This window comes from Streptomyces sp. NPDC102258 (assembly GCF_055584685.1).
This window is the reverse complement of record NZ_JBVJLO010000004.1, coordinates 54,874-69,445: the sequence shown is the minus strand read 5'-3', so window position 1 is coordinate 69,445 and position 14,572 is coordinate 54,874. Positions and strand designations below refer to the sequence as shown.

The window sequence follows — 14,572 nt, the reverse complement described above, 5'->3', positions numbered from 1 at the left end:
GATCACCGCCGTGATGGCCGCCCTGTCCCTGACCGCCGCGTGCGGTGGAGACGGGAACAAGACGGACGACACCAAGGCCGACAGCGGCAAGGGTTACAGCGGTGCCGCCGACGGCGTCATCAACGCCTCCGACGCCAAGGGCGGAGAGCTCAAGCTCTGGTCCCCGCAGGACGTCGACTACCTCGACCCGGCCCGCGCCTACTACGGCTTCGTCTGGGACATACAGCGCCTGTACGTCCGCAGCCTGCTCGCCTACGACGCGAAGCCCGGCAAGGACGGCACCAAGGCGGTCCCGGACCTCGCCGAAGCGCTGCCGGTCGTGACCAACGACGGCAAGACGTACACCCTGAAGCTCAAGGACGGGGTGAAGTTCGAGGACGGCACGCCGATCACCTCGAAGGACGTCAAGTACGGCGTCGAGCGCGTCTTCGCGCAGGACGTGCTGTCGGGCGGTCCGACCTATCTGATCGACCTCCTCGACCAGGGCCAGAAGTACCCCGGCCCGTACAAGGACACCGACCCGAACAAGATGGGCCTGAAGTCCGTCGAGACGCCGGACGACAAGACGATCGTCTTCAACCTGGCGAGCGCCAACTCCGACTTCAGCTACCTGCTGGCCATGCCGACCTCCTCGCCGGTCCCGGTGGGCAAGGACACGGGCGCCACCTACACCAACAAGCCGATATCCACCGGCCCTTACAAGGTGGAGAGCTTCACGGCCGGCAAGGGCGCGACCTTCGTCCGCAACGAGAACTGGGACCCGAAGACGGACCCGATCCGCAAGGGCCTGCCGGACAAGGTCTCCTTCACGGTGACCACCAACCCGGACGACATGGACCAGCGCCTGCTCTCCGGTGACATCGACCTCGCGATCGACGGCACCGGCGTGCAGCAGGCCGCCAAGAACAAGATCCTCAAGGACACGAACCTCAAGAAGAACGCGGACAACCCGTTCACGGGCTACATCCGCTACTTCGCCTTCCCGACCACGGTCGCGCCGTTCGACAACATCGAGTGCCGCAAGGCCGTCATCTACGCGGCCGACCCGAAGTCCCTGCAGACCGCCCGCGGCGGCCCGACCAGCGGTGACCTGGGCGCCAACATGCTGCCGCCCGGCGTCCCCGGCTCGGACAAGGGCTACGACCCGTTCGGTCTGACGAAGGGCAAGCCGCAGGAGGCCAAGGCCAAGGAGGCCCTCAAGGCCTGCGGCAAGGAGGGCGGCTTCGAGACCACCATCGCGGTGCGCAACAACAAGGCACCCGAGGTGAAGACGGCCGAGTCCCTCCAGGCCTCGCTCGCCAAGGTCGGCATCAAGGCGACGATCGACCAGTACGACGGCAAGCTCAACTCCTCCGTGATCGGTTCGCCCGAGAACGTGAAGAAGAAGAACTACGGCATCATCGTCATGGGCTGGGGCGCCGACTACAACTCCGGCTCGGGCTTCCTCCAGCCGCTCGTCGACGGCTCGTTCATCCTGCCGAACGGCAACAACAACTACACGATGATCAACGACCCGGAGATCAACGGCCTCTTCAAGACGGCCGCCACCAAGTCTCCGGAAGAGGCCGCGCCCTTCTACACGCAGATCAACCAGAAGGTCATGGAGAAGGCGCTCTACCTGCCGATCAACTTCGACAAGGCGCTCGTCTACCACAACCCGCGCCTGACGAACGTCTACTTCAACGAGTCCTTCGGCAAGATCGACCTCGCCACCGTGGGCATCAAGCAGTAACACCGGCCGGCCCCCGGCCCGAGTCGTCACGTACCACGTAACACCACAGGCAAGTGCCTTCACCGCACATGCGTTAGTCCGAAGGGCAGGTGAAGGCCGCAGGCGGTGGCCGCCGCCCCCACGAGGGGCGGCGGCCACCCGCGCCGGGCGGCCGACTGCAGTGCTCGTCTACCTCATACGGCGGCTGTTCAACGTCGCCGCCACGCTGCTGGTGGTCTCCGTGGTCACCTTCGGCATCTTCTTCGCGGTCCCGAAGCTGACCGGCAGCGATCCCGCGCTCATGTACGCCGGACGCGAGACCAACGAGACCGCTCTGGCGGGCATCCGCGTCAAGATGGGCTTCGACAAGCCGATCTCCGAGCAGTACCTGCTCTTCGCCAAGGGAATCTTCACCGGGCGCGACTACGACGGCGGCGCGGGCGTCACGCACTGCGCGGCCCCGTGCTTCGGCTACTCCTTCAAGACCGAGGCACCGGTCTGGGAGACCATGATGGACCGCATCCCCGTCACCCTCTCGCTCGCCCTCGGCGCGGCGGTCATCTGGGTGCTCGCGGGCGTGGCCACCGGCGTCATCTCCGCGCTCAAACGCAGGACCGCGATCGACCGGACGGTGATGGTCGGCGCCCTCGCCGGCGTCTCGCTGCCGATCTTCTTCACCGGCATGGTGGCCCCCGCGATCTTCGTCTACAGCCTCGGCTGGCTGGACGTCTCCAACTACAAACCCCTGACCGAGGATCCGCTGGCCTGGCTCAACAGCCTGATCCTGCCCTGGGTCACCCTCGCTTTCCTCTTCGCCGCGACCTACGCCCGCATCACCCGGGCCACCATGCTGGAAGTCCTCGGCGAGGACTACATCCGCACGGCGCGCGCCAAGGGGCTCAAGGAGGGCGTGGTCATCCGCAAACACGCCCTGCGCTCCACCCTCACCCCCATCGTCACGATGTTCGGCCTCGACCTCGGCGGACTCCTCGGCGGCGCGGTGCTCACCGAGACGACCTTCAACTTCCAGGGTCTGGGGACGGCGGCCGTCGCCGCCATCAGCCAGGGCGACCTCCCCGTGATCATGGGAGTCACCCTGCTCGCCGCGCTCTTCGTGGTGATGGCCAACCTGATCGTGGACCTGCTGTACGCCGTCATCGACCCGCGCGTGAGGCTGACGTGACCAAGACCGTTCCCGACGACCCCGCCTTCGTCCCCGAGCAGGGCGGCCCGCGCGAGTCGGCCCCCTTCCTCTCGGTACGCGACCTGCGGGTGCACTTCCCGACCGACGACGGCCTGGTCAAGTCCGTCGACGGCCTCTCCTTCGACCTGGAACGCGGCAAGACCCTCGGCATCGTGGGCGAGTCCGGCTCCGGCAAGTCGGTCACCTCGCTGGCCATCATGGGCCTGCACCGCACCGGCAACGCGCGCAGCCGGCCCCACATCTCCGGTGAGGTCGTGCTCGACGGCGAGGACCTGGTAGCCGCCGACGCGGACCGGGTGCGGCGCCTGCGCGGACGCAAGATGGCGATGGTCTTCCAGGACCCGCTGTCCGCGATGCACCCGTACTACTCGGTCGGCAAGCAGATCGTCGAGGCGTACCGCACGCACCACGACGTCGACAAGAAGAAGGCCCGCACCCGCGCCGTCGAGATGCTCGACCGCGTCGGCATCCCGGAGCCGCACCGGCGCGTGGACGCGTACCCGCACGAGTTCTCCGGCGGCATGCGCCAGCGCGCGATGATCGCGATGGCCCTGGTCAACAACCCCGAGCTGCTCATCGCGGACGAGCCGACCACCGCCCTGGACGTCACCGTCCAGGCGCAGATCCTCGACCTGATCCGCGACCTCCAGAAGGAGTTCGGCTCCGCGGTCATCATGATCACGCACGACCTCGGCGTGGTCGCCGAGATGGCCGACGACATCCTCGTGATGTACGGCGGCCGGTGCGTCGAGCGCGGCACCGCCGAGAAGGTCTTCTACGGCCCCCGGCACCCGTACACCTGGGGCCTGCTCGGCTCGATGCCGCGCATCGACCGCGACCAGACCGAGCGCCTGATCCCGGTCAAGGGCTCGCCGCCCAGCCTCATCAACATCCCGAGCGGCTGCGCCTTCAATCCGCGGTGCCCGTACGCGGACGTCCCCAAGGGCGGCATCACCCGCACCCAGCGGCCCGAGCTGACCCAGGACGACAGCATGCACTGGTCCGCCTGCCACATGTCGCAGGAGGAGCGGACCCGGATCTGGACCGAAGAGATTGCGCCGAAGCTGTGAGCGAGACCGAGACCGAGACCGCGACCGCGACTTCCGTGGGCGAGACGCCCGAGCACGGGGATGTGCTGCTGAAGGTGACCGGGCTGGTCAAGCACTTCCCGATCAGCAAGGGGCTGCTGCGCCGGCAGACCGGGGCCGTCAAGGCCGTCGACGGCATCGACTTCGAGGTGCGGCGGGGCGAGACCCTCGGCGTCGTCGGCGAGTCCGGCTGCGGCAAGTCCACCATGGGCCGGCTCATCACGCGGCTGCTCGAACCGACCGGCGGGAAGATCGAGTTCGAGGGCAAGGACATCACGCACCTGAGCGTGACCGGCATGCGCCCGCTCCGCCGTGACGTGCAGATGATCTTCCAGGACCCGTACGGCTCGCTGAACCCGCGGCACACCGTCGGCACGATCGTCGGGGCGCCGTTCCGGCTCCAGAAGGTCAGCCCCGAGGGCGGCGTGAAGGCGGAGGTGCAGCGGCTGCTGTCGCTGGTCGGGCTGAACCCCGAGCACTTCAACCGCTACCCGCACGAGTTCTCCGGCGGCCAGCGCCAGCGCATCGGCATCGCGCGGGCCCTCGCCCTCAATCCGAAGCTGGTCGTCGCGGACGAGCCGGTGTCGGCGCTGGACGTGTCGATCCAGGCGCAGGTGGTGAACCTGCTGGACGACCTCCAGGAGGAGCTCGGCCTCACGTACGTGATCATCGCGCACGACCTGTCGGTCATCCGGCACGTCTCGGACCGCATCGCGGTGATGTACCTCGGCAAGATCGTGGAGCTGGCCGACCGCAAGGCGCTGTACGAGGCACCGATGCACCCGTACACGACGGCGCTGATGTCGGCGGTGCCGGTACCGGACCCGAGGCGGCGCGGGACGAAGAGCGGGCGCATCCTGCTGAAGGGCGACGTGCCCTCGCCGATCTCCCCGCCGTCCGGGTGCCGCTTCCACACGCGGTGCTGGAAGGCGACGGAGATGTGCGCGACGGTGGACCCGCCGCTGGTGGCCCTGAAGACCGGACACCAGGTGGCTTGCCACCACCCGGAAAACGCCCCCGACCAGGCCCCCGGAGACCCGGCCCTGCCGGACGCGTAGGCCCTGGCCGGGCGCAGCAGACGCGGGGGTGGTGGGCCCGGAGTAGCGGCCGGCCCCACCACCCCCGGGCGGGGCTCCGGTTGCAACCGGAGCCCCGCCAGCCTGCTTCTCGGCCGCCGGGCAAATCCAGCCTCGCCGGCGTTTGAGGCGCGGGGTCCGGGGGCGGAGCCCCCGCGGGTCCGGCCCCGCCGGGCTGTTCCGCCGGCCCGGCGCCCGGCTCCGCCGTACCGTGCGACCGGCGGAGCCGGCGGGCGGGCGACAATGGCGGGGTGCTCCACGATCTCTTCCCGCCCGACGTCCAGCACGCCCTGGACCTCGCGGGCATCTTCGTCTTCGCCACGGCCGGCGCCCTGCTCGCCGTCCGCAAGAACTTCGACGTCTTCGGCATCGCCGTCCTCGCCCTGGTCACCGCCCTCGGCGGCGGCCTCTTCCGCGACCTGGTGATCGGCGCCGTACCCCCCGCCGCCTTCGGCGAGCTCAGCTTCTTCGTCACCCCCCTGATCGCCGCCGCGCTCGTCTTCTTCCTGCACCCCGAAGTGCAGCGCATCAACCGCGCCATCAACGTCTTCGACGCCGCCGGCCTCGCCCTCTTCTGCGTCACCGGCACCACCAAGGCCTACGAGTACGGCCTCGGCCTGACCGCGTCCGCCGCGCTCGGCCTGGCGACGGCCGTCGGCGGCGGCGTCCTGCGCGACGTCCTGGTCAACGAGGTGCCCTCGCTGCTGCGCGACCGCGAGATGTACGCCGTCCCCGCGGCGGTCGGCGCCTCGATGGTGGCCGTCTTCATCGGCCTGGAGGTGCTCAACGCCCTGACGACCGGCGTCGCGATCGTCACCACCTTCGTGCTGCGCCTGCTCGCCATGCGCTACCACTGGCGGGCCCCGCTGGCCTGGAACCGCCGGTCCGCGGTGTCCGAAGAGCCGTAGTAAAAGCTACCGCTTAGTAGCTTGCCAGTGTACCGTCGAGCCATGTCATACGCAGCTGCCCAGGCCGCCATCGGCGACAGCGAGTTCGACCGCGACACCACCATCGTCCCCCGCGCGGGGGAGCCCGGGGTGTACGACGCGGAGCTCTCCGCCGGCTGGACGATCATCAGGGCCGTCAACGGCGGATACCTGCTGGCCCTGGTCGGCCGGGCTCTGTCGGCGGCCCTGCCGCACCCGGACCCCTTCACCGTCTCCGCGCACTACCTGACCTCCTCGGTGCCCGGCCCCGCCGTGATCCGCACCCAGGTCGTGCGGACCGGGCGGAACCTCTCGACCGGCCAGGCGTCCCTGTTCCAGTTCGACGAGAACGGCGCCGAGGTCGAGCGCATCCGCGTCCTCGCCTCGTACGGGGACCTCGCCGCCCTCCCGGACTCGGTCCAGACGGCGGCGCGGCCGCCGCTCATGCCCGCGTACGAGGACTGCCTCGGCCCCGAGGCCGGTCCGGCCCCGATCCCGGGCAGCTCCGCCATCGTGGACCGGCTCATGCTGCGCCTGGACCCGGCGACGGCCGGCTGGGCGGTCGGCGCGCCCTCCGGCAAGGGGGAGATGCGGGCCTGGTTCGGGCTGGCCGACGGGCGCGACGCGGATCCGCTGTCGCTGCTGCTCGCGGTGGACGCGCTGCCGCCGACCGCGTTCGACCTCGGGCTGATGGGCTGGGCCCCGACGGTGGAGCTCACCACCCACGTCCGGCGCCGCCCGGCGCCGGGGCCGCTGCGGGTGTCCCTCGTCACCCGCAACCTGGCCGGGGGATTCCTGGAGGAGGACGCCGAGGTCTGGGACTCCACGGACCACCTGGTGGCCCAGTCCCGCCAACTGGCCCGGGCCCCCCGCCAGTAACCTCAGGCGCCCTCGGCCGCCCCCGCCGGGCCCACCCCGCCGGGCCCGGCCCCCCGGCTCCCGGGGCGGCCCCGCCGGTGGACGTGGACCGGGGGACCGGGCCGGGGGCGGGGCTCGTAGAATCGGGGGATCATGGCCTACCTCGACCACGCCGCGACCACGCCGATGCTGCCGGAAGCCGCTGCGGCGATGACCGCGCAGTTCGCCGCCACCGGCAACGCGTCCTCCCTGCACGCCGCCGGCCGCCGGGCCCGCCGCACCGTCGAGGAGGCCCGGGAGTCCCTCGCCGAGGCACTCGGCGCCCGCCCGAGCGAGGTGGTCTTCACCGCGGGCGGCACCGAGGCGGACAACCTCGCCGTCAAGGGCCTCTACTGGGCCCGCCGCGACGCCGACCCCGCCCGCACCCGCATCCTCGCCAGCCCCGTCGAGCACCACGCCGTCCTCGACGCCGTGCACTGGCTCGCCGAGCACGAAGGCGCGCGGGTCGAGTACCTGCCCGTCGACCGCTACGGCCGCGTCCACCCCGACGCCTTCCGCGAAGCGGTCGCGCGGGCCCCCGAGGACGTGGCCCTGGCCACCGTCATGTGGGCCAACAACGAGATCGGCACCGTCCTGCCGATTCACGAACTCACCGCCATCGCACGCGAGTTCGCCATCCCGCTGCACTCGGACGCGGTCCAGGCCCTCGGGCAGCTCGACGTCCGCTTCGGCGACAGCGGCCTCGCCGCCATGACCGTCAGCGGTCACAAGATCGGCGGCCCGTACGGGATCGGCGCGCTGCTGCTGGGCCGCGACCAGAGCCCCGTCCCCGTCCTGCACGGCGGCGGCCAGGAGCGGCACGTCCGCTCCGGCACCCTCGACGTCCCCGCCATCGCCGCCTTCGCGGTCGCCGCGGTGCTCGCCACCGAGCGGCGCGAGACCTTCGCCGCGGAGATCGGCGCGCTGCGCGACGACCTCGTGTGCGCCGTCCTGGCGGCCGTCCCCGACGCCGTCCTCGGCGGCGACCCCGACGACCGGCTCCCCGCCAACGCCCACTTCAGCTTCCCCGGCTGCGAGGGCGACTCCCTGCTGCTGCTCCTGGACGCGCAGGGCATCGAATGCTCCACCGGCTCCGCCTGCACCGCCGGCGTGGCCCAGCCCAGCCACGTACTGCTGGCGACGGGCACCGACCCGCAGCTCGCCCGCGGCACCCTGCGGTTCTCCCTCGGCCACACCTCCACGAAGGAGGACGTCGCCGCGGTCGCCGCCGCCATCGGCCCCGCCGTGGACCGGGCCCGCACGGCGGGCCTCAGCTAGGCCGTCTCTTCCGGATCTTGCCTGACCCGCGCCGCCCGGCACCGCACCTCGCCGCGTTGTCGAGGCACCCGAGGACGTCCAGTAATCGGGAGCCTCTCCGCCTTGCGATGCACGGCACCTGGGGGCACCTCCCAGCGGTAGCTGGGGGAGACGCGGGCTTAACCGGCAAGATCCGAAAGAGACGGCCTAGCCGCGGGCGGGGACGCGGGCGCCGGCGTCGCGGCCGGCGCCGGCGCCGCGAGCTCGGCGCGGACCAGGCCGAGGTAGCGGTCCCAGTCCCAGTGCGGCCCCGGATCCGTGTGGTCGGTGCCCGGGACCTCGGAGTGCCCCAGGAAGTGCCGGCGGTCCGCCGGTATGCCGTACCTCCGGCAGACATCGGCGGCCAGCCGCGCCGAGGCCGCGTACATGGCGTCCGTGAAGTCCTGCGGACGGTCTATGAAGCCCTCGTGCTCTATGCCGACGCTGCGCTCGTTCATCGCGCGGTTTCCGGCGTGGAAGGCCACGTCCAGCTCGCGCACCATCTGCTCCACATGACCGTCCTTGCGGACGATGTAGTGCGCCGACGCCTTGTGGAAGGGATTCTTGAAGGCGTCCACCGAGGACGCGAAGCTGCCCTGGGTGGCATGGATGACGATCCGGTCCACCCGGTAGTCCGCGGGCCGGTCCGCCATCCGCCAGTTCGCCGGGGACGCCGCCGTCCAGCTCGCCCCCGCGTGGTCCAGCTCGCCCTCCTTGCGGGGCTTGCTCACCCCCGGCAGCAGCCACCAGGCCCGCCCGATCTCCTCCCGGCCCGCCAGCGCCGCCACCGCGAGCACCCCGAGCCCGCCGAACAGCACCGCCCGCCGGGTCCGCCGCCCCGCGCCCGGCTTCCCCGCCTTTCCCGCACCCGCCGGGTCCTTCTGCGCCCGCTCCACCATGTGATCCACCCCCCACAGGCGATAACGCGCCGTGCCCCCGCGCGGTTCCCCGTACCCTGGACGGTGCTATGACTGAGAACCTGCCGCGCACCTCCCGCCCCCTTCGCGTCCTGGCCGCCATGTCCGGCGGCGTGGACTCCGCCGTCGCCGCCGCCCGCGCGGTCGAAGCCGGGCACGACGTCACCGGCGTCCACCTGGCGCTCTCCGCGAACCCGCAGTCCTTCCGGACCGGCGCCCGCGGCTGCTGCACCATCGAGGACTCCCGCGACGCCCGCCGCGCCGCCGACGTCATCGGCATCCCGTTCTACGTCTGGGACCTCGCCGAACGCTTCCGCGAGGACGTCGTCGAGGACTTCATCTCGGAGTACGAGGCCGGCCGCACCCCCAACCCCTGCCTGCGCTGCAACGAGAAGATCAAGTTCGCGGCGCTCCTCGACAAGGCCCTCGCCCTCGGCTTCGACGCCGTCTGCACCGGCCACTACGCCACCGTCGTTCGCAGCGAGGACGGCACCCGCGAACTGCACCGCGCCTCCGACATGGCCAAGGACCAGTCCTACGTCCTCGGTGTCCTGGACGAGAAGCAGCTCGCCCACGCCCTCTTCCCGCTCGGTGACACCCTCACCACCAAGGAGGAGATCCGCGCGGAGGCCGAGGCGCGCGGTCTCGCCGTCGCGAAGAAGCCCGACAGCCACGACATCTGCTTCATCGCCGACGGCGACACCCAGGGCTTCCTCGCGCACCGCCTCGGCAAGGCCGAGGGCGACATCGTCGACGAGACCGGGGAGAAGGTCGGCACCCACGAGGGCGCCTTCGGCTTCACCATCGGCCAGCGCAAGGGCCTGCGCATCGGCCACCCCGCGCCCGACGGCAAGCCCCGCTACGTCCTCGACATCTCCCCGGTGAACAACACGGTCACCGTGGGCCCCGTCGAGGCCCTCGACGTCAGCGCCCTCACCGCGATCCGCCCCCGCTGGTGCGGCTCCACCGCCGCCGCCCCCGGCACCTACACCGCGCAGCTGCGCGCCCACGGCGGCGAGAGCGAGGTCTTCGCCGAGCTGGTGGACGGCGAGCTGCGGGTCACCTTCACCGAGCCGGTCCGCGGTGTGGCCCCCGGCCAGGCGATCGTGCTCTACGACGGCACCCGCGTGGTCGGCTCCGCCACCATCGCCACCACCACCCGGGCCGCCGCCGCGGTCTGAGCCGACGGGCCCTAGACCACCGTCAGGACGATCTTGCCGGTGGTGCGGCCGCGCTCGCCGATCTCGTGGGCCTTCGCGGCCTGCTCCAGCGGCAGGACCGTGTCGACCAGCGGCCTGAGCAGGCCGCGGTCGGCGAGGGAGGCGATCTCCTGGAGGCCCTTGAGGTCCGGCTCGACCAGGAGCCAGACGGCGTGCACGTCCCGCGGGTCTTCCGGGAGGCCGTCCGGGCCGGGCAGGGTCACCAGGTGGCCGCCGGGCTTCAGCACCTTCAGCGAGCGCCGTCCGTACTCCCCGCCCACCGCGTCCAGCACGACGTCCACGTCGGAGACGACGTCCTCGAAGTCCGTGGTGCGGTAGTCGAGCACCTCGTCGGCGCCCAGCTCGCGCAGCAGCCCGTGCTTGGCGGCGCTGGCCGTGCCGATCACGTACGCGCCGCGGGCCTTGGCGATCTGGACCGCCAGGTGGCCGACCCCGCCGGCCGCCGCGTGGACGAGGACCCGCGTGCCCGGCCCCACGCCGGCCGTGTCCACCAGGGCCTGCCAGGCGGTCAGCGCCGCCAGCGGCAGGGCCGCCGCCTGGACGTGGTCCAGCGCGGCCGGCTTGCGGGCGAAGTGCCGCGCCGGCGCGACCACGTACTCGGCGTAGCCGCCCGCCTGGCGCGGGAAGTGCGGCATGCCGTACACCTCGTCACCCGCGCGGTACAGCGTCACGCCCGGGCCGACCGCCTCGACGGTGCCCGAGACGTCCCAGCCGACCATCGGGACCGCGCCCCAGCCGATGATGGCGCCGCTCTCGCGGGTCTTCCAGTCCACCGGGTTCACGCCGGCCGCGTGGACCCGTACGAGGATCTCGTTCAGGCCCGGCTCGGGCCGCTCCAGCTCGCGCTCGACCAGGTTCTCCGGTCCGCCCCAGCCGTTCACGATCATCGCGCGCATGTCCGTCCGCCTCTTTCCGTTCGGTGTCTCGTCCGTTCGCGCCGCCCGGGCCTTCCCCGGCGGCACGTCCCACGTTCGGACATTCCGGCCGTCGGCGGTGTTGGCCTGATGGCCACCCTGTGACAGGATCTGGCCATGGACAGGCAGTGCGCCACGACAGCGGACCACGACCACGAACACGACGGACCGGCTCCGGCACTCCACCGGATCGCGGTCCTCGCCCTCCCGGGCGTTCCGCCCTTCGAGCTGGGCATCCCCTCCCGGGTCTTCGGCAGCGCGGTGGACGAGAACGGCGCGGCCCTCTACGAGGTCATCGTCTGCACCGCCGACGCCGCTCCCGTGCTCAGCGACGCCGGGTTCACCGTCCAGCCGGCCGCCGGCCCCGAGGCCCTCGCCGCGGCCGACACGGTGATCGTCCCGCCCACCCACGCCATGCCCGAACTGGGCCGCGGCGGGCCGTTGCCGCCCGCCGTCACCGCGGCCGTCGCGGGCATCCGCCCCGGCACCCGCCTGGTCTCCATCTGCACCGGCTCCTACGTGCTGGCCGCCGCGGGCCTGCTCGACGGCCGCCCCGCGACCACCCACTGGAACCTCGCCCCCGAGTTCCGCCGCGCCTACCCCCGCGTCCTGGTCGACGAGGACGTCCTGTTCGTCGACGACGGCGACGTGCTAACCTCCGCCGGCGTCGCCGCCGGGGTCGACCTGTGCCTGCACATGATCCGGCGCGACCACGGCAGCTCCGTCGCCAACCGCGCCGCCCGGATGTGCGTCGTACCGCCCTGGCGCGACGGCGGCCAGGCCCAGTACATCGACCGGCCCGTCCCCGCGCCCACGGTCGCCACCACCACCGCCACCCGCGCCTGGGCCCTGGAACGCCTCGCCGAACCCCTCACGCTCGCCGAGCTGGCCGCCCACGCCCGGATGAGCCTGCGCACCTTCACCCGCCGCTTCCGCGACGAGGTCGGCATGACCCCGGTCCAGTGGCTCACCGTCCAGCGCCTGGAGGTCGCCCGCCACCTGCTGGAATCCAGCGACCTCCCCGTCGACCTCGTCGCGCACCGGGCCGGCTTCGGCTCCGCGAACTCCCTGCGCCAGCACCTGCGCACCGCCTTCGGCGTCTCCCCGATCGCCTACCGCCGCACCTTCCACGGTCCCGCCGCCGAGGAGACCCGCCAGCCCGCGACCGCATGACCCGGGAGGTAATCGACCGGGCCCCGGCCCGCTGACAGCATCGGGACAACAGCCCGATCCACCCGCTCAGCAGGGAGAAGACCATGACCGCGTACGCCGTCGCCCACCTCCGTCCCGAAGGCCTCCACGCGGACGTACTGCGCTACATCGAGCGGATCCAGGCGACCATGGACCCCTTCGGCGGCCGCTTCCTGGTCCACGGGCAGATGCCCGAAGTCCTGGAGGGCCCCTTCCCCGGCACGCTGGTCGTCATCGGCTTCCCCGACATCGAGCGGGCCCGCGCCTGGTACGCCTCACCCGCCTACCAGGCGATCCTCCCGCTGCGCACCGCCCACATCGCCGGCGAGACCTTCCTCATCGAGGGCGTCCCCGCCGACTACGACGCCGCCGGGACGGCCGCCCGCATGCGCGCCGACGCGGGGCTCTGACCCGGGCGTCCGCCGGGCGCCGCGGGTGCGAGCATGGGCGGTATGGCTACTCACCTGATCACCGGTGCCGGATCCGGCATCGGCGCCGCCGTCGCGGCCCGCCTGCACGCCCGTGGCGACGACCTCGTCCTGCTCGCCCGCGACGCCGCCCGCGCCCGGCAGCTCGTCGAGCGCTACCCCGGCGCGCGCAGCCTCGTGGGCGACCTCGCCGATCCCGACCGGCTGTCCTGGGCCTTCTCCAAGCAGCCGGTCCCGGAGCGGATCGACTCCCTCCTGCACATCGCCGGGATCGTCGACCTCGGACCCGTCGGCGACCTGCGCCCCAAGACCTGGCACCAGCAGCTCAACGTCAACCTGATCGCCCCCGCCGAGGTCACCCGGCTGCTGCTGCCCACCCTGCGCGCCTCCAAGGCCACCATCGTCTTCGTGAACTCCGGCGCCGGCCTCGCCGCGCACGCCGACTGGAGCGCCTACGCCGCCTCCAAGCACGGCCTCAAGGCCCTCGCCGACTCCCTGCGTGCCGAGGAGAAGCCGAACGGCATCCGCGTCACCTCCGTCTACCCCGGCCGCACCGCCAGCCCCATGCAGGCCAAGGTGCACTCCCAGGAGGGCAAGGAGTACGACCCGGCCGCCTGGATCGACCCCGAATCGGTGGCGACCACCGTCGTCATGGCCGTCGACCTGCCGCGCGACGCCGAGGTCAACGACCTGACCGTGAGGCCCGGCCGATGACCGCCCACGCCACCGGCGTCGGCTCGCTGCCCGGCGGGGACGCCCGCGAGGCCGCCAAGACCGTCACCGGCTCCTTCGAGGAGTTCCCGTACCTGCCGGAACTGCCCGCGCGCGGCCCCGGCGCCGACATGCTCGGCCGCTCCCTCGGCCTGCTCGTCGACATGTACGCGCACGTCGAGCCCAGCGGCTGGCGCGTCAGCGACCGCCCCGGCCGCGACACCCGGCGCGCCCGCTCCTGGCTCGGCGAGGACCTCGACGCCCTGGAGGAGTTCACCCAGGGGTACACCGGCCGGCTCAAGGTCCAGGCCGTCGGCCCCTGGACCCTGGCCGCCGCGCTGGAACTGCACGGCGGCGAGGCCATGCTCCAGGACCCGGGCGCCTGCCGGGACCTCGCCGGATCCCTCGCCGAGGGCCTGCGCGCGCACCTGGACGACGTACGCAAGCGGATCCCCGGCGCCGAGATCGTCCTCCAGTACGACGAACCCTCGCTCACCGCCGTCCTGCTCGGCCGGGTCCGCTCCGCCAGCGGCTACCGGACCTACCGGGCCGTCGACCGGCAGGTCGTCGAATCCGCGCTGCGGGAGCTGTTCGCGGTCCACGACGGGGAGGTCATCGTGCACTCCTGCGCCCCCGAGGTGCCCTTCGCGCTGCTGCGCCGGGCCGGCGCGGCCGGGGTGTCGTTCGATTTCTCCCTGCTCACCGAGCGCGAGGACGACGCCCTCGGCGAGGCCGTCGAGGACGGCATGAAACTCTTCGCCGGAGTGGTGCCCGCCACCGACGTCCCGTTGTCGGACCCGGGCGGTAGCGTCATGGGTGTCAGGAAGCTCTGGCGCAGGCTGGGGCTGTCCCCGGGGACTCTCGCGGAGTCCGTCGTGGTCACCCCGTCCTGCGGGCTGGCGGGCGCCTCGCCCGCCTACGCCCGGGCGGTGCAGGCGCACTGCGTCAGAGCGGCGAGGTCGCTCGCCGACAACCCTGAGTGACGGTCGAGAC

The 14,572-nt window shown here is 72.2% G+C and carries 14 protein-coding genes; 12 read left to right on the top strand and 2 right to left on the bottom strand.

Features of this window, described 5'->3' with window-relative positions; genetic code table 11:
• Positions 1 to 13: 13 nt before the first annotated feature.
• From ACZ6ZT_RS08275 to ACZ6ZT_RS08245, 7 genes are all read left to right on the top strand, one after another.
• Complete coding sequence (locus ACZ6ZT_RS08275; RefSeq protein ID WP_469717283.1) at positions 14 to 1,732, top strand: ABC transporter substrate-binding protein; 1,719 nt, start codon at positions 14 to 16, stop codon at positions 1,730 to 1,732.
• Between the two features lie 160 nt (positions 1,733 to 1,892).
• Complete coding sequence (locus ACZ6ZT_RS08270) at positions 1,893 to 2,894, top strand: ABC transporter permease (protein ID WP_469716706.1); 1,002 nt, start codon at positions 1,893 to 1,895, stop codon at positions 2,892 to 2,894.
• Positions 2,891 to 3,985: an ABC transporter ATP-binding protein gene (locus ACZ6ZT_RS08265; protein WP_469716704.1), complete on the top strand. Its 1,095-nt coding sequence runs from the start codon at positions 2,891 to 2,893 to the stop codon at positions 3,983 to 3,985. Before ACZ6ZT_RS08270 ends, ACZ6ZT_RS08265 begins: the two co-directional genes overlap by 4 nt.
• Positions 3,982 to 5,061 (top strand): ABC transporter ATP-binding protein, encoded by a 1,080-nt coding sequence (locus tag ACZ6ZT_RS08260; protein WP_469716702.1) that lies wholly within the window; start codon positions 3,982 to 3,984, stop codon positions 5,059 to 5,061. The genes ACZ6ZT_RS08265 and ACZ6ZT_RS08260 overlap by 4 nt, the downstream gene beginning before the upstream one ends.
• A gap of 269 nt (positions 5,062 to 5,330) precedes the next feature.
• The gene (locus ACZ6ZT_RS08255; RefSeq protein ID WP_469716700.1) at positions 5,331 to 5,987 is read left to right on the top strand and encodes a trimeric intracellular cation channel family protein; all 657 of its coding nucleotides are present in this window, start codon (positions 5,331 to 5,333) and stop codon (positions 5,985 to 5,987) included.
• A gap of 42 nt (positions 5,988 to 6,029) precedes the next feature.
• A complete protein-coding gene (locus ACZ6ZT_RS08250; RefSeq protein ID WP_469716698.1) occupies positions 6,030 to 6,884 on the top strand; it encodes a thioesterase family protein in 855 nt (284 codons plus the stop codon).
• A gap of 132 nt (positions 6,885 to 7,016) precedes the next feature.
• The gene (locus tag ACZ6ZT_RS08245; protein ID WP_469716696.1) at positions 7,017 to 8,180 is read left to right on the top strand and encodes a cysteine desulfurase family protein; all 1,164 of its coding nucleotides are present in this window, start codon (positions 7,017 to 7,019) and stop codon (positions 8,178 to 8,180) included.
• A 158-nt stretch (positions 8,181 to 8,338) separates the two neighbouring features.
• On the opposite strand, the gene ACZ6ZT_RS08240 is transcribed toward ACZ6ZT_RS08245, so the two are convergent.
• A complete protein-coding gene (locus ACZ6ZT_RS08240; RefSeq protein WP_469717282.1) occupies positions 8,339 to 9,097 on the bottom strand; it encodes an N-acetylmuramoyl-L-alanine amidase in 759 nt (252 codons plus the stop codon).
• A 68-nt stretch (positions 9,098 to 9,165) separates the two neighbouring features.
• On the opposite strand from ACZ6ZT_RS08240, the gene mnmA reads away from it, so the two are divergent.
• A complete protein-coding gene (mnmA, locus tag ACZ6ZT_RS08235) occupies positions 9,166 to 10,296 on the top strand; it encodes a tRNA 2-thiouridine(34) synthase MnmA (RefSeq protein ID WP_469716694.1) in 1,131 nt (376 codons plus the stop codon).
• Positions 10,297 to 10,307: 11 nt separating this feature from the next.
• Here the strand turns inward: mnmA and ACZ6ZT_RS08230 are convergent, their stop codons facing one another.
• Positions 10,308 to 11,231 (bottom strand): NADP-dependent oxidoreductase, encoded by a 924-nt coding sequence (locus ACZ6ZT_RS08230; RefSeq protein ID WP_469716693.1) that lies wholly within the window; start codon positions 11,229 to 11,231, stop codon positions 10,308 to 10,310.
• Between the two features lie 135 nt (positions 11,232 to 11,366).
• Here ACZ6ZT_RS08230 and ACZ6ZT_RS08225 point away from each other — a divergent pair, with 135 nt between their 5' ends.
• The 4 genes from ACZ6ZT_RS08225 to ACZ6ZT_RS08210 all read left to right on the top strand — a co-directional run bounded on the left by ACZ6ZT_RS08225 (position 11,367) and on the right by ACZ6ZT_RS08210 (position 14,562).
• On the top strand, positions 11,367 to 12,422 hold the full coding sequence (locus ACZ6ZT_RS08225) for a GlxA family transcriptional regulator (RefSeq protein ID WP_469716691.1): 1,056 nt from the start codon (positions 11,367 to 11,369) through the stop codon (positions 12,420 to 12,422).
• Positions 12,423 to 12,505: 83 nt separating this feature from the next.
• The gene (locus tag ACZ6ZT_RS08220) at positions 12,506 to 12,850 is read left to right on the top strand and encodes a DUF1330 domain-containing protein (RefSeq protein WP_469716689.1); all 345 of its coding nucleotides are present in this window, start codon (positions 12,506 to 12,508) and stop codon (positions 12,848 to 12,850) included.
• Positions 12,851 to 12,892: 42 nt separating this feature from the next.
• Complete coding sequence (locus ACZ6ZT_RS08215) at positions 12,893 to 13,582, top strand: SDR family oxidoreductase (protein ID WP_469716687.1); 690 nt, start codon at positions 12,893 to 12,895, stop codon at positions 13,580 to 13,582.
• The gene (locus ACZ6ZT_RS08210) at positions 13,579 to 14,562 is read left to right on the top strand and encodes a methionine synthase (RefSeq protein ID WP_469716685.1); all 984 of its coding nucleotides are present in this window, start codon (positions 13,579 to 13,581) and stop codon (positions 14,560 to 14,562) included. Before ACZ6ZT_RS08215 ends, ACZ6ZT_RS08210 begins: the two co-directional genes overlap by 4 nt.
• The last annotated feature ends 10 nt before the right edge of the window (positions 14,563 to 14,572 follow it).